We start from the raw sequence: 22665 nt of genomic DNA on the forward strand, positions 1-22665 counted from the left end.
CTGAATCCTGTTTAATTCAAGTGATATCTTCAAAACAGAAGGAATAAAAATATCATGAAACAAAGATTCGTAAGGATAAGCATATGCGCCACTTAACTACATTCGTTCTCAGTCTTGCTTTTTGTATGCCTGCGGTAGCAGCGATCGCCCCCTCAGCATACGCGCAAGAAACTTCCGCAAAATATTCTGAAGTCAAAAACGAGCGTGTTCTCACGGTTACAGGACGTGGTGAACGCTCTGTTAAAACCACTAAGGCTCGTATTCAGCTAGGTGTAAATGTGGAAGGAAAAACCGCGATCGCTGTTCAAGAAGAAGTTGCCCGTCAAGCCAATAGCATCGTTTCACGCTTGCAACAGTTAAATGTTGAGAAGTTGCAGACTACCAGTGTTCAACTCAGTCCCAAGTATATTTATGAAAATAATCGCCAACGCCAAGATGGTTTTGCGGGACAAGCCAGTGTCAGTTTCTTGGTGAACCTCGATCAGGCTGGTGCAGTTCTTGATGCGGCGGTGAATTCGGGGGCAAATCAAATTGAGCAGATTAGCTTTATTGCTAGTGATGTTGAATTAAATGCTGCCAAACAACTCGCGCTCCAAGATGCGATTAAAGATGCTCAAACTCAATCGAATACAGTATTGAGTGCATTAGGTTTCACACCCAAAACCATTAAGACGATTAACATTAATGATTCGGCGATCGCCTATCCAGTTGCACAGCCACGGGCTTCATTTGCCAAGGATGCGGCTAGCTCTATCCCGATTTTAGGCGGTGAGCAAAAAGTCGAAGCTGTGGTCACTTTGCAAATTACTTATTAAATTGTTGTGCCGCCCGCATGGCGGGCGGCACAATATAAACCGTAGCGCAGCTTTGCCGCGCTACGGTTTATCATTAAGATCCCCTTAACCAATTTCATGCTTGACTATATCCGTGATGGCAATGCCATTTATCAAAAATCCTTTGCCACCATTCGCGCCGAGGCAAATTTATCAATCTTGCCTCAAGACTTAGAAGTAGTCGCAGTGCGCTTAATTCATGCCTGTGGAATGACGGATATTGTCAGTGATCTTGCCTATTCTGAAGATGTCGTGAAAATTGGCAGAGCAGCCTTAAAAAATGGCGCAAAAATTCTCTGTGACGCGCAAATGGTTGCCAATGGAGTTACTCGCAAACGTCTGCCAGCCAATAATCCTGTTATTTGCACCTTGAATGAGCCTGAAGTACTAGAACTGGCTCAACAAATTGGCAATACGAGATCAGCCGCCGCCATCGAACTATGGCGATCGCATATGGAGGGATCGATCATTGCGATCGGCAATGCACCCACAGCCCTATTTCGTCTCTTAGAGCTACTTGATCAAGGTTTGCCCAAACCAGCCGTTATACTAGGATTCCCTGTTGGTTTTGTCGGTGCGATCGAATCAAAGGCGGCTTTGGCTGAAAATAGCCGTGGTGTTCCCTTTTTGACTATTCATGGTCGGCGTGGGGGGAGCGCAATGGCAGCCGCAGCCTTGAATGCATTAGCGATGGAGAATGAGCTATGAAAACAGTTGAAGAATTAACCGTTAAAAAAGGGAGTCTCTATGGTTTAGGAATTGGCCCTGGTGATCCAGAGTTATTAACCATTAAAGCTCATCGTATTTTGACTTCCGTTCCTGTGATTGCCTATCCCACCATGGAGAGTGGCAAAGTCTTAGCAAGAGCGATCGTCGCTGATTTTATTCGTCCTGAGCAAATAGAAGTGCCGATGCCACTTCCCTTTAGTGTTGATCGCTCCTCACAACCCTATTACGATATCGCTGCCGAAAAGATCGCCGAACATTTAGCAGCAGGACGTGATGTGGCGGTACTGTGCGAAGGCGATCCCATGCTCTATGGATCGTTTATGTATATTTTCAATCGTTTATCTGATAGATTCCATACCGAAGTCATTCCAGGGATATCTTCTACTTTTGCCAGTGCCGCGATGCTGGGTGCTCCCCTCACCTATCGCAATGATGTACTGAGCATTATGCCAGCCACTTTAGAAGCAGATATCTTACGCGATCGCTTAGCCGTTGCCGATGCCGCGATTATTATCAAATTAGGTAGACATTTCGCAAAAGTAAAAGCAGTTTTAGAAGAATTAGGGTTGTTTTCTCGCGCCTTATATATTGAACGCGCCACAATGCCCAATCAAACAATCAAGGCGATCGCCTCAGTCGTTGCCGAGGAAGTCCCCTATTGGGCGATCGTGATGATTCCTAGTCAAACAAATCCACAATAAGAAAGAAACTGCGCAATGCACGGTTTCTTTCTTATTGCAATAAATGGTGATGCGCGGCTTTGCCGCGCATCACCATTTATTTTGTCAACTAATTATTGGGAGAAGCTGTTGGGGTAGGAGTTGCAGCCTTTGGAGTCGCGACTGGCGTGGGAGTCGCAGTCACTGTTACTGCTGGTGCTGGAGCTACAGGTTGAGGCTGAACGGTTGCCGCAGGAATATTAATCTCAACAGTAGGTGTCGGTTGAGGTGAGGCGGGACTTACCTCTCTGATCGTTGTGTTGTTTCGCTCGATAATTGTGGATTTGTTCTCTTTCACAGTATCAACAGCACTTGGTATTAGGACTGGTGTTGGGGCGGGGCGGTTATTAAGGAAGTAGGCGATCGCGCCACCACCTATAGCCAAGAATAGCAAGACAATAACAATTATCGCGGTGGAACTTCCATCATTGCTGGCTTTAGTTGTGCGTTGCTCAGAGACGCTATACCCATGCTCAGGAATGTTGGAACGAGAGCTCACTTTTCTGGTGCTTTCTTGATCTTTTTCGTCAGACATGATTTTAATAGAACTCTAAATAATTGGTTAGACATAGCGAAATAGAACTGATTTTTATGCCACAAGCCATAAAAATCAGTTCTAGACCAAATTGCAGAATATTATGAAGACTTGATGAGGCGTAGACCAAATAGAAGTACTACAGCACCAATCGTGGCAACGAGCAGACTACCAAGCAAACCTCCTCCAGTAGATACCCCAAAGGTGCTAAATAGAAAACCACCAAGCAATGCTCCGATGACACCAACAATGATGTCGCCAAGTAAGCCAAAGCTAGTCCCTTTTACCAATTGTCCTGCGATCCAACCAGCAGCTAAGCCGATCAAAATAAACCAAATAAAATTCATGACATTCCATCCTATAGATTTCTTTATAAAAAACTTATTTCAACATTCCTTCAACTTTATCTTTTATGTCTTCCATCAAATTGCGAGTCTTTGAATCTATTTGCTTAGCCTTGCCAGCAATCTGATCTTGGCGATCGCCTGTCAAATTACCAAGGGCTTCTTGGGTTTTTCCTTCCAGATTTTTGACATTCGCTTTCACTCGTTCTGGCAATTTCATACCTTCCTTGATATTTTCAGTCACTTTCCGAGAGTCAGCTTCGGCTTGCTTTGCCTTACCGATAATTTGATTTTTGGCATCACCTGTCACATTGCCGATCGCTTCTTGAGTTTTACCTTCAAGATCTTTGGCAGTTGCTTTAACTCTTTCCATTATGGCGATCGGTGCATGGTGAGAATTAACTAGCTGCTTGAATGACGGTGCTGCTGAACTATTCTCAACTACAATCCCAAAAACCAAGGCAAATGAGAAGAAAGAAACTAAACCAATAGTCATTAATGCTCGGTAAAATCGTGAAATCATTTTAATTCTCTGATTAATCTTTATGAAAATGTATAAACAGTATATAGTGTCACCAAAAACACTTTGCTAAATGTTAGATTTCCTGTTAAGTATTTAGGGATAAAATCAACCTATTTGATAGATTATTTAGATTAAACTATCAAATTACTTAAGCTAATTTATTTTATTAGTATTTAGTTAGCTCAATTTCAACTAACAGCATTTTTAGCATCTCTAGCCTTAACTTTTACAGCTTCAGCAACATCCTTTGCCCTTTCTCGTACAATGTTTGCAGTATCTTCAGCCTTGTCTTTGACATCTTCAGATGTATTACGGACTTCAGCTTCAACTTGCTTTGCTTGTCCTGAGGCTTGTCTCTCAGGATCTCCAGTAATATTACCAACAGCTTCTTCAACCTTGCCTTCAATATTTTTGGCTGCGGCTTTAGCTCTTTCTTGTAAACTCATAATTAATGTCCTTATTTGTATTAGTAGTTTTTTGGATTAGCATAAAATTAAAATTAATTTATGCTGCGTTAACTAACAGTTTTATTATGCACTATTAGTAAAATTTATTCGTCCATCAGAAGGTATAAGTTTTAGATTTACTTTCTGATTTTTAGAATATGTTTGTGACAATATAAACAACTAGAATCAAAGAATTTGCGATCTTTGCTTAGCAGTCTTAATTCATATTTAATATGACTTGAAACTACCAACTAATTTTTATTTGTATTTAGATCATTACTGTCGCAGTGACATGATTGATTTGTTGGTTGAGATGATAGAAATGATTAATCCCGATACAAAATGTAATAAAAAAAATTGCGCCAAAAATTTGAGCAAATAACAAATAAGCCAAAAGCTTAAGTTCTTGGCTTACGTCAATCTCAGTTCAGGTTAATTTTAAACTAGCTTCTAGAGAGGGTTCGCGTCGCGAACCCTCTCTAGAAGCCAAAACAGTAAAAGCCTCGCGAAGCGAGGCTTTTACTGTTTTGGCTTCTTAAATTTTGTAGATTATCTCGAACTCAAGTTATACCAATTCACGTAAGTATTGCCACACTTTTGTAAGTTGAAAACCAAACCCAGTAAGGGTTTTAAAAACACAAAATGGCTACGCCATTTTGTGTTTTGGTATTACAGCAGTAAAACCACTAATTCTTGTATGGGAAGGGAATATCTATTATATTTGCTCAAGTTTACTAAAGAATACTAGACTACAATCTTATACAGAAGCATAAGATAGCGTAGCCATTTTATGTTTCTAAAACCCTCACAGGGTTGGGTTTTTAATCGTCAAAAGTATAACGACACTTTTGGCGATGGGTACTATACGAATTAAGAATTTAAACATCATGTTTCAACCCCAAGCCGCCATCATCGCTGATAGCATTAACTTAACAGGCGATCGCCTAACGACTTTTGTGTTAACTTATCATCGCATGATTCACTCAGAATTCATGACCCATCGAATGCTCAGCAAAAATAGCAGCAGCAGTCGCGCTATTCCCGTTGAGAAAATGATCAAACTTGTCGAGAGTCAAGAAGTCTATCCATTACATTGGGGGAAAAACCAAAAGGGAATGTCGGCGCAAACCGAAGTTACAGAGGATGAGATGCAAGCGGCGGCGGAGGTATGGAAAGCAGCCAAAAATGACGCTATCCATCACGCTAAGCAACTAGTGCATATTGGCATTCACAAACAAGTAGTCAACCGACTTTTGGAACCATTCTCCACAATTACGGTAATTTGTTCAGGAACCGAATATCAAAACTTTTTTGAACAGCGCTGTCATCCTGATGCACAGCCTGAAATTCAATTCTTAGCTCATAAGATGAAAGCTGCCTATGATGCTAGTCACCCCCAACAGCTAGGCGCAGGTGAGTGGCATTTACCATTAATTAAGCAAGAAGATATTGACGAAATTAGCGATATTAATGAATTGGTCAAAGTGGCGGTAGGACGCTGTGCGAGGGTTAGTTATCTCAATCACGATGGTGTGCGGAGCCTCACCGATGATGTGAAACTACATGATCGCCTCTTAACTTCTAAGCCTGCTCATCTATCTCCCTTTGAGCATGTAGCCAGTGCGCTCCCTAATTCGGAGAAGAGAGCAAACTTTACAGGATTTCAAGCCTATCGATTTGATATAGAGAGAAATAAGGGCTTCGCAGTAAAGTAAAAATCTAGTTCTTTACTTTACTGATGTTACTTAGAACGCAGATGATGAATCTCTTGCTACTAGCGTCATGGGGCTGGCACGAGGGCATTGCCCCTACCTGAATAATTCATATCCTGTAGGGGCTGCGCCCCCGTGCCAGCCCTCAATATTGAGGATCGCAAGAATTCCTTCCACGTAACATCAGCTATTAAATCGTAGAACCCTAAGAGGATTATGAAGCACTAATTGAAGGAGCAGAAGCTAGATAATTAGAATATTGGCAGATTGAGTCAATATCTGAGTTTTGCCAGATCTTAGAATCCTGACAATGATGAGCAACTACTAACCCCCATAATTTTTCGTTAGTTAATACAGGTGCAACTAAATTCGATCGCACTTGTATCTCTCGCAAAAAATCTCGATGACAATCACTGATAGCAGCCTGCTCAATATCATCAATAGCATGGACACGTCCCGCCAAATAAAGCGCTGCATATTCTAAATTGAAGCAATCATCAGCCCCTGTTGAACCAATGATCGAGTATTTATGATCGCTGATTGCCTCAAAGGTTACTTGCCCTTTCCATTTTGTGTAGAAGTAGTATAAAACCACGCGATCAACATCAAGCTGTTCCCTAAGCTTTTGTAGGGTGACACTAACAACTTGATCTTGTTGTAACTTATTAGTAATCCGACTTAAAACCGAACTCAAATCGCGATTGGCAGGATTCATTGTGGCAATAGAAATGGTTAGAGGGGGCTTATTTGCTAAAAAACAATCGTTGATCGCTATTTTAGTCCATTTACCTATCCAAGAGTTTTAAATTGCCTAAAGAATATCGCGCCACAGGAATAAACCTTAAGGGTATGCCCTTAGGTGAAAACGATCGCCTGCTGACGATCCTCACCAAGGAGCATGGATTGATCAGAGCCGTTGCCGCAGGAGCGAGAAAACATCGCTCAGCAATGGCAGGGCGATCGGGTTTATTTGTGGTCAATGATTTACAAGTCTCTGTGGGACGCAATATGGATCGGATTAAAAATGCCGAAGTGTTGCAGTCCTTTGTTGGTTTAGGAAAAACTTTGGCTAAACTCACGGCTGCTCAATATTTGTCAGAACTTGCCCTTATGCAAGCGTTATCTGCTCAACCACAGGAAGAACTATTTTTAGTGTTAGTCGAACATCTAAATCGCATTCAGGAAGCTGAAAATCAAAATGTTTTGGCTCATTTGAATCATGGTATCTATCACCTATTGGCGATCGCAGGATTTGCGCCACAAGTGCATAGTTGCTGCATTAGTCAAAGCCCAGTAATCGCCAATCGCCACCAACCAAAATGGAAAGCAGGATTTAGCATTGTTGGCGGCGGAGTCATCAATCTCGAAATAACCGATCTTGCTAATGACGGTAATCCGAACGGCGATCGCCCTGAGCTAAGCCTTAATGACGCTATGTATAATCGCATTAGTCACTACCTTGATGCATCTGAACTTCTGGCTATGCAAGAACTTGCACAGACTGATTTAGCAGATAATATTTTAGAAACGCATACAACAGATTGGCTTGCAGTTGAAAGATTGTTACGAGCCTATGCACAGTATCATTTTGATAGACCAATCCAGTCTTCGGCTCTGATTGATAACTGCTTTTTTAATATATGACCCATTTATTCGATCCACCTACACCTAATCTGCCAGAACCACCCGATCATCATCACGCAGATCTTCATATTAATAATGGCAATGGCGAAATTTTAAATGGCGAAACCCTAGAAACACGAGATTTACCAACTGATTCTAAATCTGTACTTCGCAATCCTAATTTTTTATCGCTGTGGAGCGGACAGGTATTTTCGCAAATTGCCGATAAGATTTTTTTAGTACTCGTGATTGCGATCGTTTCTACCCAATTTCAACAAGAGGGCGAAACGATTAGCGGCTGGGTCTCCGCAGTCATGGTGTCATTTACTATTCCTGCGATTTTATTTGGATCGATCGCTGGGGTATATATTGATCGCTGGAATAAAAAAACAGTTTTAGTTAGTTCCAATATTTTGCGCGGAGTCTTAGTTCTAAGCATTCCCCTATTACTCTGGGTTACTAAAAATAGTGTGTTGCCTTGGGGCGCACCAACTGGTTTTTGGGGTTTATTGTGCATTACATTTCTGGTCTCCACCTTTACGCAGTTTTTTACTCCAGCCGAACAGTCAGCGATCGCCCTCGTCGTGGAGAAGCCCAAATTATTAGCCGCCAATTCTCTCTACACAACCACGATTATGGCGGCGTTGATTTTAGGATTTGCCCTTGGAGAACCACTTTTAGCTCTATCCGATCATCTCTGGCATAATTTTGGTCAAGAAATCCTTGTGGGTGGCAGTTATTTACTCGCAGGGATTATTTTAATTTTATTGAAAACAGGTGAAACCAAAGAGGACTTACACCGTGATAGTTTTCACCTTTGGAATGACATCAAAGAAGGTTTGCAATATCTCAATCACAAGAAGACTTCCCTATCAGCGCTGATCCAATTAATTTGCACTTTCTCGATCATTGCCGCACTGACAGTATTAGCCGTGCGTTTAGCCGAGGTAATGCCTGAAATTAAATCAGAACAGTTTGGATTTTTATTGGCTGTAGCAAGTTTGGGCATGGCAATCGGCGCAGGAATTGTCGCAAAACTGGGCGATCGCTGTAGCCGTCAAATGCTTTCTTTAATTGGCTCGCTTGGGATGTCAGCATTTTTGGGGATGTTGGCGGTTTTTAGCGATCGCTTTGGTTTGGGACTGATTGCGATCGCGGGTACTGGTATTTTTGCAGGCTTATGTGTAATTCCGATGCAGACGGTGATCCAAGAAGAAACTCCTGAAGATGTGCGTGGTAAAGTTTTTGGTTTACAAAATAATGCGGTGAATATTGCCCTCAGTTTGCCGCTATCCGTAGCAGGTATTGCCGAATCATATTTTGGATTACAGAAGGTAATTTTTGCGTTGAGTGCGATCGCGATCGTGACGGGGTTGCTCACTTGGTACATCGCCCGTCAATTAGTAGAATCATAATTTTGTAAGTAGCTCACCACAATTAAAACCTAAAACCAGAAGCTGTCCCGCCCGCTACGCGGGCGGGACAGCTTCTGATTTTAGGTTATTTATATAGCAATTACCAATCAAACTAACCCAAAAGATTTTTTGAAAGCGTTGCTTTGCAATGCTTTCAAAAAATCTCTTGGGTTAGTTTGAGCGCAATGCGCTGTAAGTTAACGTGAGTTCGATATTGCCATTTGCGTCGTGCTTCGCACGACGCAAATGGCGAAAAATGGTAAGAATCGTTTAGTCGAACTGGCGTTAAGTTACAGAAAATGTAACGACGATAGGCGATCGCAAATTATGTCCTAAGCTAAAAAAGTAGAAATCTTGAGGTTTAGAAATCAGTATTATGAAGACTTGTTATCTTGCCACAATTATCAGCCTCTTGGCTTTAGCCCTAATGGGATGTGCAGCGCCAAACAATTCTAATCCTCAAGTTTCACTAATTAGCACAGTCAGTCCCGCCCCCACTGTCGCGACCTCTCCCAAACCAACTATCAATGATCGTGCTAATCGCAAAGTGAAACTTGATGAGCGCTTAGTTAAAGCAAGTAGCAGTTTCGGCTTTAACCTATTTGATCGCATTGCGAACCAAGACACGAATAAAAATATATTCATCTCTCCTGCGAGTGTCGCGATCGCCCTATCGATGACCTATAACGGCGCGAGTGGTGAAACTCAACAGGCGATCGCCAAGGCTTTAGAACTAGAGGGCATCAAAATCGATGAGGTCAATGACTTCAACCGAAATATTCAACAATTACTAGCCAATGGCGATACCAATGTTGAGTTAAATATTGCGAACTCGCTCTGGGCAAGAAAGGATATTGCTTTAGAAGCCGCTTTTTTGAATAAGGTCAAGGAATTCTATCAAGCCGAAATTACTAATCTTAATTTTGACGATCCTAATTCTGTAAATACGATTAATGCTTGGGTAAAGCAAAATACCAAGGACAAAATCGAGAAAATCGTTGATCGCATCGATCCCGATAGTTTACTCTTCTTGATTAATGCGGTCTACTTTAAAGGTAAATGGGAAGCTCCCTTTGAGAAAGCACTTACTAAGCCCCAGCCCTTTACTCTAAGCGATGGCACAAAGATTCAACATCCTGCCATGTCGCGCTCGGGTGAATATCGCTATTACGATGCGCCAACCTTTCAGGCGATTAGTCTTCCTTACGGTTCTGGACGCTTCAGTATGGAGGTGTTCTTGCCCAAGCCAAAATCTAGTCTAGTAGAATTTCAGAAGCAACTGACAGCAAAAAATTGGCAAGAATGGTCAACTAAATTTGCAAGCAGAGAAGGCTTAATTCAATTGCCACGCTTTAAAGTGGAATATGAAACCAGCCTCAAAAATGTTTTACAAAATATGGGCATGGCGATCGCCTTTGATCGCGGTCAAGCAGATTTTCGCAATCTCTCAACTGTGAAATCTTTTATCAGCGATGTGAAGCATAAAACTTTTGTTAAAGTCAATGAAGAAGGTACGGAAGCGGCGGCAGTTACTTCAGTGGAGATGCGCGTAACTTCAGCTATGCCTAATGAAGAACCTCCATTTCAGATGATCGTCGATCGCCCATTTTTCTTTGCAATTAGCGATCGGCAAACTGGCACAATCATTTTTATGGGCGCGATTAAAAATCCATCTAAATAATGAAATGCGGCGCTTCGCGCCGCATTTCATTATTTAGATGTTGGCGGCTATAATTAAACAGATCAAGTTTTGTAATACAGCAATATCGTGACTGACATCTCTCCCAATCTTGAAATCCAAGCAAGATTACTAGAACTACGTAAATTACTGCAACGCGCTAGTTATGAATACTATGCTCTTGATGCTCCTTCAATGGAGGATTCAGTTTATGATGCGCTTTATCAGGAATTACAAAAACTTGAAACTCAACATCCACAGCTAATCACTCTCGATAGTCCTACTCAGAGAGTAGGCGAAAAACCAACTACTCAGTTTCTATCAGTTCAGCATCACATTCCACTTTATAGTTTGGAAAATGCATTTACTTCCAATGATGTAAACGCTTGGCAAGAACGATGTCAGAAGGGATTAGCTAGTAATTTAGAGGAAGTACTTCCTAACGGGTTTCTAGAGAGTGTCTGTGAACTGAAAATCGATGGATCGGCGATCGCCTTAACCTATGAACATGGGATCTTAGTACGTGGGGCAACTAGAGGCGATGGCTCATCAGGAGAAGATATAACTCCAAATATTAAAACTATTCGTTCCATTCCCTTACGATTAAATTTAGAAAATCCCCCCGATCGCTTAGAAATTCGTGGAGAAGCATTTTTGCCGATCGCTGTTTTTGATGAGATTAACCAAGAGCGATCGCAACAGGGAGAATCACTATTTGCTAATCCTCGCAATGCTGCCGCAGGTACACTCCGCCAACTCGATTCGCGCATTGTTGCCAAACGTCGCCTTGATTTCTTTGCCTATACCATCCATCTCCCCTCGCCCTCTGGGAGAGGGGCTGGGGGTGAGGGGAGTCCGCAAAATCTGCCTGATATTTCTTCTCAATGGCAAGCTTTAGAATTTTTGCAACAAATAGGCTTTCGCGTAAATCCGAATAAACGGCTCTGCAAATCGATTCAGGAATTACAAGACTATTATGATTTTTGGGCAACGGAGCGGCACAAGCTTCCCTATATGACCGATGGCATGGTGATGAAGCTGAATGCGTTCTCTCAACAGGAACAACTCGGCTTTACACAAAAAACTCCGCGTTGGGCGATCGCGTGGAAATATCCCGCCGAGGAAATGCCCACCATTATCGAATCGGTAACGGTCCAAGTGGGGCGCACAGGCACTCTCACACCCGTTGCTGAATTGCGTCCCGTATTACTAGCTGGGACAACTGTTTCACGGGCAACTCTGCACAATAGCGATCGCCTTGCCGAACTAGATTTGCATGTTGGCGATACCGCGATCGTGCGGAAAGCGGGAGAAATTATTCCTGAAGTGGTGCGCGTATTGCCTGAATTGCGTCCTAATGGGGCAACTCGCTTTGTGATGCCTACCCATTGTCCTGAATGCAGTCAACCTGTTTTTAAACCTGAAAATGAAGCGGCGACCCGTTGCATTAATCTCCAATGTCCTGCGATCGTGCGGGGTGCGATCGAACATTGGGTTAGCCGTGATGCCCTAGATATCAATGGCATTGGCGAGAAATTAGTCAGGCAACTAGTAACCGAAAATCATATAACTTCCGTTGCTGATCTGTACGAACTGACTAGTGATCGCTTACAAACCCTTGAGCGCATGGGTCAAAAGTCGGCTGACAAAATTGTTGCGGCGATCGCCCAATCTAAAAACAGACCTTGGGCGCGAGTACTATACGGACTAGGCATCAGACATGTGGGAAGTGTCAATGCTCAAAATATTGCGGATAATTTTCCTAATGTCGAATTATTAGCAAGGTCTACGCCCGAAGCGATCGCTTCTATTTTTGGCATTGGCGAAGAAATCGCTCAATCCATTTATGACTGGTTTCGCCAACAGGCTAACCAGAATTTGATCCAGCGTCTGCAAGCAGCAGGTTTACAGTTTGTCGGTGAGAAGAAAGACGATCAGGCGATCGCGATAAATCCAAATATTGCGGGTAAAACCTTTGTGGTCACAGGTACATTGCCAACTCTGAAACGTGATGAAGCCAAAGCTCTAATTCAAGCCGCAGGTGGCAAGGTCACTGATTCTGTTAGTAAAAAAACGCATTATCTGGTCGTTGGCGCAGAAGCAGGCTCCAAGCTAGAAAAAGCGCAATCTTTAGGTGTGCAATGCCTTTCAGAAGAGGAGTTATTACAATTGATAGGGGCAATCCCCCCCGTGGTTGCCCTGCTTCGCTAGCAGCAAGCAATTCATCATCTGAGTTCCACGTAACATCAGATATTAACTGATGTTATATGGCTTTGCCATTTCTTGAATCTCAAAACCCAGTAAATAATTTAACGTCAGTTAGTATTGGTGAAATCATGCGGATTCCTTTTCCTCGCCCTCGCGATCGCGCCCAAATCATGGAAGATCCCTTATACTATGATCTCAGAAATACGGCTTTAGATTTTCTGTATAACCGTTTTGCCCATGATGAGTGATACCCTCACCCCTAGCCCCTCTCCCAGTGTGAGAGATGATGCCCTCACCCCTAGCCCCTCTCCCATAGGGAGAGGGGAACCAGATAACAGAATAAACTTTCGCGATCGCCTAGTGGTAATTGCGACCATGCATCGTAAGGAATTAGCGATCGCGCCAATTTTACAAACATCTTTGGGCGTGAGAGTGACCGTACCTCAAGATTTTGATAGCGACTTGTTTGGTACATTTACTCGCGACATTGAGCGTCCTGCTAATCAAATTGAAACTGCGAAAATTAAGGCGGAGAAAGCTTTAGAACTAATTGATGCTGACTTAGTGATCGCCAGTGAAGGCAGCTTTTTTCCGCATCCCATGTTAGGTGTTCCTTTCAATCGCGAAGTTGTGTGTTTACTGGATCAAAAACATAATTTTTCAGTTTATGGCGAATTTCTCTCCACTGATACAAACTTTCTCCATCAAGAGATTTCTAGCTACGAACAAGCCTATGAGTTTGCGCTTAAAGTTGGCTTTCCCGATCATGCGATTGTGCTGATGTCAGATGCTAAAACTTCAGCAAAGGAGGCAATTCATAAAGGAATTAATTCCGAAGAGTTGCTCAAAGAATCAGTTTATGAATTGCTAAAACAATCGCCACAAATCCACATTGAAACAGATATGCGATCGCTGTATAATCCCACGCGCATGAAAAATATTACCAAAGCGACAGAAGATCTCGTTCGCAAATTACAGCAACTTTGTCCCAAATGCAATTTTGTGAATTTCGATATCGTAGACCGAATTAAGGGATTGCCCTGTGAGCTTTGCGGATTGCCTACAAAATCTACCCGCGCTCATGTCTATCGCTGCGATCGCTGTCAGTTTCAGCAAGAAGTACTCTTTCCAGATCAGGTGCAAACTGCTGACCCCATGTACTGCTCCTATTGCAATCCTTAAGGAAGCAATTTTTTGTAGCGCGGCTTTGCAGCGCCACAAAAAATTGCTTCTTTATTCGATCGCTTGTAAAACGACTTTGGGCAAAAGTTTATCCTTAAACCAAACCGTTAGCGCAGGCGTATCACTTACTTTTACGCCCGCCTTCTCCAGATTCAGTCGTTCAGAAATCGCCAAAATCAAATTCTCACAATTAGCTTGCCGCACTTGCGAAAACTTCTTGCGTAAATACTCAGGTCGCCAATAACCAACGATCTCTAATAAATAACTCCGCCCGTCAGGATGTACCAGTCGAAAATCAGGAATCATCACACTTCCGGGGATAGGAATTAAATCTACTTCTCTTTCTAACTTCCATTCTGTTTTTAATTCTGCCCATCGCTCGGCAAACGATGACTCGATCGCACTGTCATACATTTTGCCAGCAGGATAATGACTAACTAAGCCACAGTCAGAATCGAGAGTAAATAAACCAGTGCGCTTTTGTTTTGAATAAGCATCTTTTTCAACGAGGGTAGCGTTGAGGCTCCATTTAGTAACATGCAGTAAAGCAGGCAGAAGCTTGGCGATCGCTAATCCGTAACGGGTACTCGTACCAAACAAACTCGTAGCGCCATCGACGGTAATCGTAAAACCGTAATCAACATCACCTTCAATATAGGACATCAATTGAAATAGCTTGAGATAACGGAATAGCAGCTTATATTCTCCTGGATCGTTGCGGTGGACTTTGAGCGTCATATGGCTTGCCCGATAGAAAATCCCCTGCACTTGCGAGAGATTATAACGATGGATGAGAGCTTCAGGCGTAGGGCTTTCAAATTGTGTCAAAATCCGATTTTCCATCAGATCAGCGTATAGTCCTGTTGTAATTTGAGAAGGTAGGACTTCGCGTTTTAGTTCTTCGGTCAGTTTGTCGGCAAGTTGAGTGAGAGTTTGTTGGGTAGCTTGCTGACTAGGGACTATTTGCGCTGATAATTCAAAAATGCGGCGGCGTAATTCCTGTGGTTCAAGGGGACTAACAATTTCAAAAGTACTGAAACTGGACTTGAGTATATGTGCCAATCCCCGCTTTACTCGATAATCGGGTGTGTCGCCCTCAAGTTCTTGCAATAGGCGATCAAGCTCACTCTGTGTCCCACCCTTAGCATTCTCAAAAATTGCAATTAATTCTATGGCGATCGCTTGATGCTTATCATCTAATTTCAATCGTTTAGGAACGACGGTTTCGCCATTCAATCGATGCATCAGGAGTTCGCTAGGTAGCATAAAAGAAAAGGCTTATAGATTAGTTACAGCAATTATCGGTCAATCGAACCCTAAGAAATTTTCGGAAAATGTTGCTTTGCAACATTTTCCGAAAATTTCTTAGTTGGGTCTTGAGCGCAAAGCGTTGTATTACGCAGCATCTAGAGCGATCGCATTGATTGTGTCCATAATTTCGCGAAAACTGGCTAGCACTGCTTCAATGTTTTCGATGATTTCATTGGCGAGAATGTCGGGGTCGGGCGACGATCTCGTTACCTGAGAAGGTGCGGTTTTTGAGAAAGGCTTTCTGCTCGCGGTCTAGGGAATGATGGGCGGCGATGTAGTCGTAGGCGGCGAGGGAAAATCCACCTGTCCCACAGGCGGGGTTGGGGATTGACGCAGGCGACCATTGCTTTGATTAAGGCTCAGGGGGTGAAGTGCTGCCCTGCTCGGGTATGTGGATTTCCCCCAATGAGGGAGCCTCATCCTCATCTAAATCTGGATCATCTGGGAATGGCTCACCTAACCAACATTCTAAAATCCGCCTTGTCTCAATCCGCAATCCCCGAATTTCTTTGTCTACTTTTCTGTCTCTACGCTCTAGCCTTTCTAGCCTATCCTGCCTTCTGATAACTGCATTAGCAATCTGATCAAATTTTTCATCTAGTTTATTTGCTGTTGATTGGATCGCTCTCGCGTTTGATTTAGCGATCGCCTCTAAGTAGCTAGGCAAAAGAAAACTTAAAAAGCAAAGATTAAGATCCCCGACTTTTTTTGTAAATTTGCAAATTGTCTTTGCTTGCCTAGAAAAAGTCGGGGATCTGGGCATTTACAGGTTTCTCTTGCTGACCTACTTACAAGAGTCAAAGGTTTGTCTCTGCCAGAGATTTGTTTGTCTCTGCCAATCCGCTTGCTGTCTGTGAAATAAGTTCTTGCAGTTGCTCAAATGTCATACTCATAGTTTCCTCTGCGAGAGAGGGGGATGTTTGCCCCCTCAGTTTTTAGTTAGAATGGAATATCGTCATAATCGGGAGCATCAGTTGCGGGTGTTGCCACAGGAACATAGGTTGGTGTTGCTGTTGGCACAGATGCGCTAGATGGATTGACTCTAGCATTGCGCGTAGTTGTAGCAGAGGCTTCTGTAGAAGAAATACCAGTAGCGCCACCAGCACCAAAACTATGAACACGCTGAGCGATCAATTCAGTCCGTTTTTCTTTATAAGTTCCGCGATCAACCGTATCTAGACGCAGACGACCTTCAACTACAACTTGGTCACCTTTGTGATATTTTTCCACCATTTCATCCGCCAAGTTATTCCAACCCACGACCTTGATACGATAAGGGGCTTCTTCGGAGCGTCCACCTGCAAACTGGACGAGAAATGAAGCGATCGAACTTTGATTATCAGGAGTACGGCGTAGCTCTGGATCGGTTAGAACTTCGGCCATTAAAACAATAGAGTTCATATTTTTATCAAAAGCTTATAGCTTATTTTTATTAATCACCATAATATCGCGATCGCTAAGCACTAAGCCAAAATTCTGATATCCCTAGCCGAATTTCAGGCAAAATCTTGATTTCAATAGTCTCATCAGCATGTATACTTTTGCTGATTATCAAGCTGCTATGCTGCTATTAGTATTAGTCACGCACATATGCTGACCATCAATGCAATCATCATCAGTACTATCATTCTCGATGTTGGGATTCAGTCCGTGATTATCGACAGAATATTTCGAGCAAAACAAGTTAATAGGCGGCGGGAAGAAGTGGAAGAAGAAAATCTTACTCGCTATGAGTCCAATACATCTAGCGATCAGCCCAAGGGCTGGGAATTTAAAATCTTGCGTACTAGTAGCGGTGGTTTCCGCAGTCGTAAAGTTTTAAACAAGGTTTGTGCTGAAGAGTCACAAGCGGGATGGATTTTATTAGAAAAGCTTGACGATCATCGATTACGGTTTCGTCGCCCCATTACTGCACGCGATCGCGATAATCAGTGCAAAATCGATCCCTATCGCACTCACTATGGGCTTGGTGAGATTGTTGAAACTTGGACAACAATTATTGTGTTATTAGCGATTATGAGCGGTGCAGCCGTTTTAGGATTTACGGTAATGAATCGTTTTTTTGGAGATTGGCAAACGCGCTCTGTCCAAAGCGCTCCTCGATCTGGTGACAACAACACTATTCGCCAACCGCCTAGTCCTGCCTCGAAGCCAACTACAGCCCCTAAACCAACTACTCCTTCACAATAAATCAAAACAAGAGATGCGAAGCTAAGGCTACACCTCTCTTGTTTTGATTCACGCGAGGGTGGCAGCACTTACTTGTATGGGTTAACAGTAAATCCAGTAAGGATTTGAAAATCAAAAAATTGCCCTGCTATTTTTTAATTATACCTAGCTACTTAGCTAATCTTAATTAACGTGAGTTCGATATAGCCATTTGCGTCGTGCTTCGCACGACGCAAATGGCGAAAAATGGTAAGAATCGCTAATCGATTCTTACCATTTTTCGCTTTCGTCGAACTGACGTTTAATTATTAAGGAGAAATTTATGAAAGCAATTTTGATGACCGCAGCAGGTGATCCTAATGTGCTGCAACTGGCAGATGTATCAGAACCAACTATTCAAACTCCAACCGAAATTTTGGTGCGACTAAAAGCCGCAGGAGTCAATCCTATTGATACCAAACTGCGTAGTCGTGGCACATTTCAGCCCGATCGCTTGCCCTCAATTTTAGGTTGCGATGGGTCAGGAATCGTGGAAGCGATCGGTGCAGAGGTTACTAAATTTAAAGTGGGTGACCAAGTTTATTTTTGTAACGGTGGTCTAGGTTTTCATCAGGGCAACTATGCTGAACTAACCACGATAGACGCAAAATTTGCCGCCCATAAACCCAAATCCCTCAGTTTTGAAGAAGCTGCCGCCGCTCCATTGGTACTAATCACAGCTTGGGAAGCTCTGTATGATCGCGGAAATTTGCAACCATTATTAACCAATCACATATCAACCAATCACAATGTCTTAATCCATGCAGGTGCAGGCGGTGTTGGTCATGTAGCCATTCAACTAGCCAAGCTCAGAGGTGCAAATGTTTGTACTACTGTTGGCTCCGAAGCTAAGGCAAGATTTGTCCGCGATTTGGGTGCGGATTTACCGATAGCCTATAAACAAACTGATTTTGTGGAATCAGCGATCGCATGGACAAATGGTGAAGGTGTGGATCTTGCCTTTGATACAGTTGGGGGCAAATTGATCGAGCAAACTTTTCCTGCTGTCAAGATCTATGGCGATATCGTCACTATTCTTGAACCACCCACCGATATCAGTTGGAAAGTCTCTCGCACCCGTAATTTACGATTTAGCTTTGAACTGATGCTGTCCCCAATGTTGCTGGGAAAAGCTAATCTCCAAATTCAACAGGCTAAAATTCTGAGTGAATGTGCCGCATTATTTGACTCAGGTAAACTAAAAATTCATGTCAGCGATGTGTTTCAGCTTGCGGATACTGCCAAAGCTCATCAATTATTGGAGACTGGCTCCATGACAGGAAAAATTGCGATCGCCATCTAAAAAATAAAAAAGGCTTGCTTTGCAAGCCTTTTTTATTTTTTAGCGAAATGTTGCTAGCTGCAACATTTGTTTTTCGTTAGCGATACTCATGACTTGACGCTTGGGATCGATCACAATCCAACCCTTTTCTTTAAGTTTATCTAATACTTTGGTGGTATCTTCAGGGCTTACCTCTGAGAGATCGGCAATATCCTGCACAGGAATATTAAAAATATCAATACCTACATCGGTCTTGCTGCCATAGCTTTCGGCAAGACTCGTTAAAATTGTGGCAATCCGCACCGCAGGAACTTGTTGACGTAGCTGAATGCGTTGATTGGTTTTGCGTAATCGTCTCACCATCAACTGCAACATCCGATGATGCAACTGGGGATCTTTAAATAAAAACTGAATAAATTTTTGGGCAGGAACACTCAGAACACGCACTGATGTAAAAGCCACAACATCCGTAGATCGAGGTGACTCATCCAGAATTGCCATTTCCCCAAAAAAGTCGCCATTTCCCAATATGGCAAGGGTGGTTGCATCCTGACTTCGCAAGAATCTAACTTTTAGCCAACCCGAAAGAATGAAATATACAGCATTGCCCCAAGCATCCTCCATTAGTACCGCTCGTCCCGAGGGATAGTCACGTTCTACTGCTTCAGCGAGGAGCCAATCCAAAGTTTCGGCGCTAGCAGCATCGAATAATGGAAATAGCTCTTTGAAGATATCCGTTTGCATGGGAATTTTTTTTAAGACTTATCTTGTAAGAACTGTAGCGCAGTTATCTTACCTGCCATTAGCTATTCAGACCAAGAGCCTGCGCTACACATCAAAAGGCTACTGATTTGGAATTTCTGAAGTGCTAGTCAATCAAACTAAGCACCCATTACTTCATAACCAGCATCTACATAAATAATCTGCCCAGTTACGGCACTTGACAGATCGCTTCCTAAGAAAGTTGCCACATTGCCAACATCGTCGGGAGTAACTAAGCGACGCAAAGGCGCTGTTTCTTCGTAGTGGTGCAGCATTTTATGGAAGTCACCGATCGCTGCCGAAGCAAGGGTACGAATTGGTCCAGCCGAAATTGCATTAACCCGAATATTGTCTGGTCCCATATCGGAAGCAAGATAGCGCACATTCATTTCCAATGCTGCCTTTGCGATCCCCATCACATTGTAGTTTGGGACAACTTTCGCACCACCAATATAGGTGAGAGTAATTACACTGCCACCGTCTTTGAGTAGTGGTCTTGCGGCTCGGCATAAATGGATTAGAGAGTAGGCACTCACATCTAGAGCCAGTTGAAAGCCTGAGCGGGAAATATCCGTAAAGCTACCAGATAAATCTTCTTTATTAGCAAATGCTAAGCAATGCACCAAAATATCGATCTTGTCCCATTTCTCGGCAACCGAGGCAAACAATGAATCTACTTGGGCATCATCCTGAACATTGCAAGGCAACAAGAAATCTGGTGTTAAGGAATCGGTCAACTCAGCAACCTTGCCTTTGTTGCGATCGCGATCATCTGGCAAGTAAGTAATACCAAGCTTAGCGCCAGCTTGATGTAACTTTTGGGCAATACCCCAAGCGATCGAACGATTGTTGGCAATTCCAGTCACAAGAGCAGTTTTCCCGCTCAAATCTAACAAACCCGTCATGTATATTTCCTAACGTGAACGCAGCGTAATTCGTAATTTGTAATTAGAAATAAGCTTACCTTAAAAGCCCATACTCGCGCTTGCTGCTAATGGAGCGAGGGCACGTTGCAAGAAACTAAGCGCAAGGAAAGCCAGCATAGGTGAAAAATCCATGCCACCTAGAGGGGGGATAATCGAACGAAATAGATTGAGATAGGGATCGGTGATCTGACCGAGGGCTGCAAAGGGTTGGTTGGACCAATCAATATTGGGGAACCAAGTCAATAAGACGCGGATAAATAGCAAGCCCAAATAGATCGAGATAAATGAGCTGACTGTACCAAGAATAACTGCCATAGGAGGTTGGTTGGGTTAAAGAACAATTAGAATAAATAGCTACCAACATTCTACTGAATACAGCAGAAATAAGGCTTTTTATAATTACTATAGCAATCCTAAATGAGTTGTGAGAGTGCGCCCCTGCGGGGCGCACTCTCACAACCCTCTAAATCTTACAAATCATTTAGGATCGCTATATTAGGATCTCGTAGATCCCTTATCATCAACTGTCATTTCTCGTAATGATTCAATTGATGTTTGTTTGCGACCATTTTTTCCTTCAGCCGTAGCTAGCTCTTGGCTAACTGAGTCGATCGCCGCATTCAGTTGAGCAATTTTCTTTTCGAGGTTACGGCGAGCAAATTCATTAGAAGTCTGAGGCTGATCAATGAGGCGATCGCGATCAGCTTGCTGATCGACAAGATCATCTTCTGACTCACTGAGCTTAATCGCTACCAATGCGCCAACTACGCCTCCGACAGCAGCACCGAAGAGAAAACCTCCCCAAAAATTACCTGAATTATCTGCCATATCTTTGCCTTAATGATCTCAACAACATTGAATAGCGCTTAAGCATTACTTAAGCAGTGAGACTTTTGGCACATCATATCATTTTGGTTTACGTTAGGGATGCGTCGCAAAATAAAGACAGCAATGCTAAGCCAAAAAAATTGGTTGTTTCTTAAATCACAGAAATCTTTCAGTGTAATGATGGTCAAATATAAAAAAGCAGAAGAAGCAATTTGCTTACCTCTGCTTTTGTGTTTACGAACTCAGCAATAGCTATAGGGAAGGTCTAGTGCCAATTTTAGGCTGCAACAAAATAGATGCAGCACTTTTGCTTTCATCTAGTTTGGTTAGAAAGTTGGATAATTTTGTGGGGTCAAGTTCAGCAGGAAGAATTAGCTTACCCTGTGCATCTCTTTTCATAAAAACTGAGTTGTTGTTTAAACCTGCTTTTACCAAATTACTGCGCTCAGTCAGGGCTGTATTATCTTGGGGGTTTTTGGATAGCCAACTAGTATAAGCATCAAGTGCGTCATACCAATATGCATTTTTTGCATAGATTCTTGCTTTTTCCAAGTCATTTTTGGCTGAGGCGATCGCTTTTAAAACCAAAGGCTCATCATCTCGACGGATAGAAGCATAGACATCAACTTGAGCCGCACCACCATTGCTTTGCCAACGAATCTGCCAACGTTGTGCTTTTCCTTTCATTAACTCAGGAGCATTTTCTGGCAATGTGAACTTGTATAGTCCTGACTCTTCAGCTTTACCTTCAGCCACAAAGACTGGTTTTGCCGATCTTTCATAGCCATCTCGCAAAAAGAAAGTCACTTTAAAGGAACTTTTACCACTATCAATGGGTGGAACTGTCGTTGATGAAGTCGTGGCTGTATTTTGAGGGGCAATGTACCAATACAAGGTTGGACGAGATGCTAAAGTTTTTGCCCCATCTTCAAGTCCAAGAATTGTAATCAAAGGTAAGTCACCTCTAGTTGCACCACCTGAACTTGCAGATTTTGGTAACCCTAAGCCATATTGTGCAAAAGCCTCATGCCCCAGCAAAGTAGGACTTGCGACAGATGCAATACAGATGGCGCTGAGAGCGATCGCTTTCTTAATATTGATTTTAATTTGAGTCTTCGTTGAAATCATAGTTCTAATCATCCCAGTTGTAATCATCCCAGTTATTTTTACTAGCTTCAGCACAGGACAACATCACTTTACCAATTAGCAAAGTCTAAAGTATAGGCTTCAGGTCGAGAAGTGGGGATAACAAGTTCCCTTATGACTAAAATATTTATATTAATCAATTTCATGACATCAAAAAAATTAGCTTTTATTTGCTGATTTTGATATTTGACTTCACCCAGATGAGTGATTGCATTTTGCAGATTTTCTTTAACAATAAAGGTTAACAAATTATGC

General features: G+C 42.7%; 24 protein-coding genes and 2 pseudogenes. 12 read left to right on the forward strand and 14 right to left on the reverse strand.

What is annotated here, in order from left to right; all coding sequences use genetic code 11:
- The first annotated feature begins 83 nt into the window (after positions 1–83).
- From VB775_RS11430 to cobI, 3 genes are all read left to right on the forward strand, one after another.
- A complete protein-coding gene (locus VB775_RS11430) occupies positions 84–815 on the forward strand; it encodes an SIMPL domain-containing protein (RefSeq protein ID WP_281007997.1) in 732 nt (243 codons plus the stop codon).
- Positions 816–911: 96 nt separating this feature from the next.
- Positions 912–1541, forward strand: a complete 630-nt coding sequence (locus tag VB775_RS11435) for a precorrin-8X methylmutase (RefSeq protein WP_281007996.1) — start codon at positions 912–914, stop codon at positions 1539–1541.
- Entirely contained in the window at positions 1538–2263 is a 726-nt protein-coding gene (gene cobI / locus VB775_RS11440; protein ID WP_281007995.1) for a precorrin-2 C(20)-methyltransferase, read from the forward strand. The genes VB775_RS11435 and cobI overlap by 4 nt, the downstream gene beginning before the upstream one ends.
- Before the next feature lie 88 nt (positions 2264–2351).
- On the opposite strand, the gene VB775_RS11445 is transcribed toward cobI, so the two are convergent.
- The 4 genes from VB775_RS11445 to VB775_RS11460 all read right to left on the reverse strand — a co-directional run bounded on the left by VB775_RS11445 (position 2352) and on the right by VB775_RS11460 (position 4129).
- A complete protein-coding gene (locus tag VB775_RS11445) occupies positions 2352–2816 on the reverse strand; it encodes a hypothetical protein (RefSeq protein ID WP_281007994.1) in 465 nt (154 codons plus the stop codon).
- A 101-nt stretch (positions 2817–2917) separates the two neighbouring features.
- Positions 2918–3163, reverse strand: a complete 246-nt coding sequence (locus tag VB775_RS11450) for a GlsB/YeaQ/YmgE family stress response membrane protein (protein ID WP_281007993.1) — start codon at positions 3161–3163, stop codon at positions 2918–2920.
- A 34-nt stretch (positions 3164–3197) separates the two neighbouring features.
- Positions 3198–3683, reverse strand: coding sequence for a CsbD family protein (locus tag VB775_RS11455; RefSeq protein ID WP_281007992.1), 486 nt, complete (start codon positions 3681–3683; stop codon positions 3198–3200).
- 188 nt (positions 3684–3871) lie between these two features.
- Positions 3872–4129: a CsbD family protein gene (locus tag VB775_RS11460; protein WP_281007991.1), complete on the reverse strand. Its 258-nt coding sequence runs from the start codon at positions 4127–4129 to the stop codon at positions 3872–3874.
- An 887-nt stretch (positions 4130–5016) separates the two neighbouring features.
- Here VB775_RS11460 and VB775_RS11465 point away from each other — a divergent pair.
- Positions 5017–5844: an FAD-dependent thymidylate synthase gene (locus tag VB775_RS11465; protein ID WP_281007990.1), complete on the forward strand. Its 828-nt coding sequence runs from the start codon at positions 5017–5019 to the stop codon at positions 5842–5844.
- A 211-nt stretch (positions 5845–6055) separates the two neighbouring features.
- On the opposite strand, the gene VB775_RS11470 is transcribed toward VB775_RS11465, so the two are convergent.
- On the reverse strand, positions 6056–6556 hold the full coding sequence (locus VB775_RS11470; protein ID WP_281007989.1) for a GAF domain-containing protein: 501 nt from the start codon (positions 6554–6556) through the stop codon (positions 6056–6058).
- A 92-nt stretch (positions 6557–6648) separates the two neighbouring features.
- Here VB775_RS11470 and recO point away from each other — a divergent pair, with 92 nt between their 5' ends.
- From recO to VB775_RS11500, 6 genes and pseudogenes are all read left to right on the forward strand, one after another.
- Positions 6649–7485 carry a DNA repair protein RecO gene (recO, locus tag VB775_RS11475; RefSeq protein ID WP_281007988.1) on the forward strand — a complete coding sequence of 279 codons (837 nt, stop codon included), beginning with the start codon at positions 6649–6651 and terminating at the stop codon, positions 7483–7485.
- Positions 7482–8879 carry an MFS transporter gene (locus VB775_RS11480; RefSeq protein ID WP_281007987.1) on the forward strand — a complete coding sequence of 466 codons (1398 nt, stop codon included), beginning with the start codon at positions 7482–7484 and terminating at the stop codon, positions 8877–8879. Before recO ends, VB775_RS11480 begins: the two co-directional genes overlap by 4 nt.
- A gap of 376 nt (positions 8880–9255) precedes the next feature.
- Complete coding sequence (locus tag VB775_RS11485) at positions 9256–10560, forward strand: serpin family protein (RefSeq protein ID WP_281007986.1); 1305 nt, start codon at positions 9256–9258, stop codon at positions 10558–10560.
- A gap of 87 nt (positions 10561–10647) precedes the next feature.
- Positions 10648–12768, forward strand: coding sequence for an NAD-dependent DNA ligase LigA (ligA, locus tag VB775_RS11490; protein ID WP_281007985.1), 2121 nt, complete (start codon positions 10648–10650; stop codon positions 12766–12768).
- A 110-nt stretch (positions 12769–12878) separates the two neighbouring features.
- Positions 12879–13013 (forward strand): annotated as a pseudogene (locus tag VB775_RS11495) (ABC transporter ATP-binding protein); the annotation flags it as partial.
- Between the two features lie 127 nt (positions 13014–13140).
- Positions 13141–13947: a DUF6671 family protein gene (locus VB775_RS11500; protein ID WP_407072958.1), complete on the forward strand. Its 807-nt coding sequence runs from the start codon at positions 13141–13143 to the stop codon at positions 13945–13947.
- A 51-nt stretch (positions 13948–13998) separates the two neighbouring features.
- On the opposite strand, the gene VB775_RS11505 is transcribed toward VB775_RS11500, so the two are convergent.
- The 4 genes and pseudogenes from VB775_RS11505 to VB775_RS11515 form a co-directional block, all read right to left on the reverse strand.
- A complete protein-coding gene (locus VB775_RS11505; RefSeq protein WP_281007984.1) occupies positions 13999–15213 on the reverse strand; it encodes a DUF790 family protein in 1215 nt (404 codons plus the stop codon).
- 229 nt (positions 15214–15442) lie between these two features.
- Positions 15443–15641 (reverse strand): annotated as a pseudogene (locus VB775_RS26440) (N-6 DNA methylase); the annotation flags it as partial.
- Positions 15611–15925: a hypothetical protein gene (locus VB775_RS11510; RefSeq protein ID WP_281007983.1), complete on the reverse strand. Its 315-nt coding sequence runs from the start codon at positions 15923–15925 to the stop codon at positions 15611–15613. The gene VB775_RS11510 and the pseudogene VB775_RS26440, both read right to left, overlap by 31 nt.
- Before the next feature lie 272 nt (positions 15926–16197).
- Positions 16198–16659, reverse strand: coding sequence for a single-stranded DNA-binding protein (locus VB775_RS11515; RefSeq protein ID WP_281007982.1), 462 nt, complete (start codon positions 16657–16659; stop codon positions 16198–16200).
- A 189-nt stretch (positions 16660–16848) separates the two neighbouring features.
- Here VB775_RS11515 and VB775_RS11520 point away from each other — a divergent pair, with 189 nt between their 5' ends.
- Both VB775_RS11520 and VB775_RS11525 read left to right on the forward strand, forming a co-directional pair.
- Positions 16849–17448 carry a hypothetical protein gene (locus VB775_RS11520; RefSeq protein ID WP_281007981.1) on the forward strand — a complete coding sequence of 200 codons (600 nt, stop codon included), beginning with the start codon at positions 16849–16851 and terminating at the stop codon, positions 17446–17448.
- 301 nt (positions 17449–17749) lie between these two features.
- Positions 17750–18769 (forward strand): zinc-dependent alcohol dehydrogenase family protein, encoded by a 1020-nt coding sequence (locus VB775_RS11525; RefSeq protein ID WP_281007980.1) that lies wholly within the window; start codon positions 17750–17752, stop codon positions 18767–18769.
- Positions 18770–18808: 39 nt separating this feature from the next.
- Here the strand turns inward: VB775_RS11525 and VB775_RS11530 are convergent, their stop codons facing one another.
- The 5 genes from VB775_RS11530 to VB775_RS11550 all read right to left on the reverse strand — a co-directional run bounded on the left by VB775_RS11530 (position 18809) and on the right by VB775_RS11550 (position 22392).
- Positions 18809–19492 carry a Crp/Fnr family transcriptional regulator gene (locus VB775_RS11530; RefSeq protein ID WP_281007979.1) on the reverse strand — a complete coding sequence of 228 codons (684 nt, stop codon included), beginning with the start codon at positions 19490–19492 and terminating at the stop codon, positions 18809–18811.
- Between the two features lie 137 nt (positions 19493–19629).
- Positions 19630–20406, reverse strand: a complete 777-nt coding sequence (gene fabI, locus VB775_RS11535) for an enoyl-ACP reductase FabI (RefSeq protein WP_407072957.1) — start codon at positions 20404–20406, stop codon at positions 19630–19632.
- Between the two features lie 69 nt (positions 20407–20475).
- A complete protein-coding gene (locus VB775_RS11540) occupies positions 20476–20751 on the reverse strand; it encodes a YggT family protein (RefSeq protein WP_281007977.1) in 276 nt (91 codons plus the stop codon).
- Between the two features lie 180 nt (positions 20752–20931).
- Complete coding sequence (locus VB775_RS11545) at positions 20932–21264, reverse strand: hypothetical protein (RefSeq protein WP_281007976.1); 333 nt, start codon at positions 21262–21264, stop codon at positions 20932–20934.
- 252 nt (positions 21265–21516) lie between these two features.
- Positions 21517–22392, reverse strand: a complete 876-nt coding sequence (locus tag VB775_RS11550; RefSeq protein WP_281007975.1) for a DUF928 domain-containing protein — start codon at positions 22390–22392, stop codon at positions 21517–21519.
- Between the last annotated feature and the right edge of the window lie 273 nt (positions 22393–22665).

This window comes from Pseudanabaena sp. CCNP1317 (assembly GCF_034931345.1).
In the GTDB taxonomy this organism is placed as follows: Bacteria; Cyanobacteriota; Cyanobacteriia; order Pseudanabaenales; family Pseudanabaenaceae; genus Pseudanabaena; species Pseudanabaena galeata.

Coding starts and splice junctions, on each gene's coding strand:
- VB775_RS11430 (WP_281007997.1), top strand. CDS start 84: ATGCGCCACTTAACTACATTCGTTCTCAGTCTTGCTTTTTGTATGCCT.
- VB775_RS11435 (WP_281007996.1), top strand. CDS start 912: ATGCTTGACTATATCCGTGATGGCAATGCCATTTATCAAAAATCCTTT.
- cobI (WP_281007995.1), top strand. CDS start 1,538: ATGAAAACAGTTGAAGAATTAACCGTTAAAAAAGGGAGTCTCTATGGT.
- VB775_RS11445 (WP_281007994.1), bottom strand. CDS start 2,816: ATGTCTGACGAAAAAGATCAAGAAAGCACCAGAAAAGTGAGCTCTCGT.
- VB775_RS11450 (WP_281007993.1), bottom strand. CDS start 3,163: ATGAATTTTATTTGGTTTATTTTGATCGGCTTAGCTGCTGGTTGGATC.
- VB775_RS11455 (WP_281007992.1), bottom strand. CDS start 3,683: ATGATTTCACGATTTTACCGAGCATTAATGACTATTGGTTTAGTTTCT.
- VB775_RS11460 (WP_281007991.1), bottom strand. CDS start 4,129: ATGAGTTTACAAGAAAGAGCTAAAGCCGCAGCCAAAAATATTGAAGGC.
- VB775_RS11465 (WP_281007990.1), top strand. CDS start 5,017: ATGTTTCAACCCCAAGCCGCCATCATCGCTGATAGCATTAACTTAACA.
- VB775_RS11470 (WP_281007989.1), bottom strand. CDS start 6,556: ATGAATCCTGCCAATCGCGATTTGAGTTCGGTTTTAAGTCGGATTACT.
- VB775_RS11480 (WP_281007987.1), top strand. CDS start 7,482: ATGACCCATTTATTCGATCCACCTACACCTAATCTGCCAGAACCACCC.
- VB775_RS11485 (WP_281007986.1), top strand. CDS start 9,256: ATGAAGACTTGTTATCTTGCCACAATTATCAGCCTCTTGGCTTTAGCC.
- VB775_RS11500 (WP_407072958.1), top strand. CDS start 13,141: ATGCATCGTAAGGAATTAGCGATCGCGCCAATTTTACAAACATCTTTG.
- VB775_RS11505 (WP_281007984.1), bottom strand. CDS start 15,213: ATGCTACCTAGCGAACTCCTGATGCATCGATTGAATGGCGAAACCGTC.
- VB775_RS11515 (WP_281007982.1), bottom strand. CDS start 16,659: ATGAACTCTATTGTTTTAATGGCCGAAGTTCTAACCGATCCAGAGCTA.
- VB775_RS11520 (WP_281007981.1), top strand. CDS start 16,849: ATGCTGACCATCAATGCAATCATCATCAGTACTATCATTCTCGATGTT.
- VB775_RS11525 (WP_281007980.1), top strand. CDS start 17,750: ATGAAAGCAATTTTGATGACCGCAGCAGGTGATCCTAATGTGCTGCAA.
- VB775_RS11530 (WP_281007979.1), bottom strand. CDS start 19,492: ATGCAAACGGATATCTTCAAAGAGCTATTTCCATTATTCGATGCTGCT.
- VB775_RS11540 (WP_281007977.1), bottom strand. CDS start 20,751: ATGGCAGTTATTCTTGGTACAGTCAGCTCATTTATCTCGATCTATTTG.
- VB775_RS11545 (WP_281007976.1), bottom strand. CDS start 21,264: ATGGCAGATAATTCAGGTAATTTTTGGGGAGGTTTTCTCTTCGGTGCT.
- VB775_RS11550 (WP_281007975.1), bottom strand. CDS start 22,392: ATGATTTCAACGAAGACTCAAATTAAAATCAATATTAAGAAAGCGATC.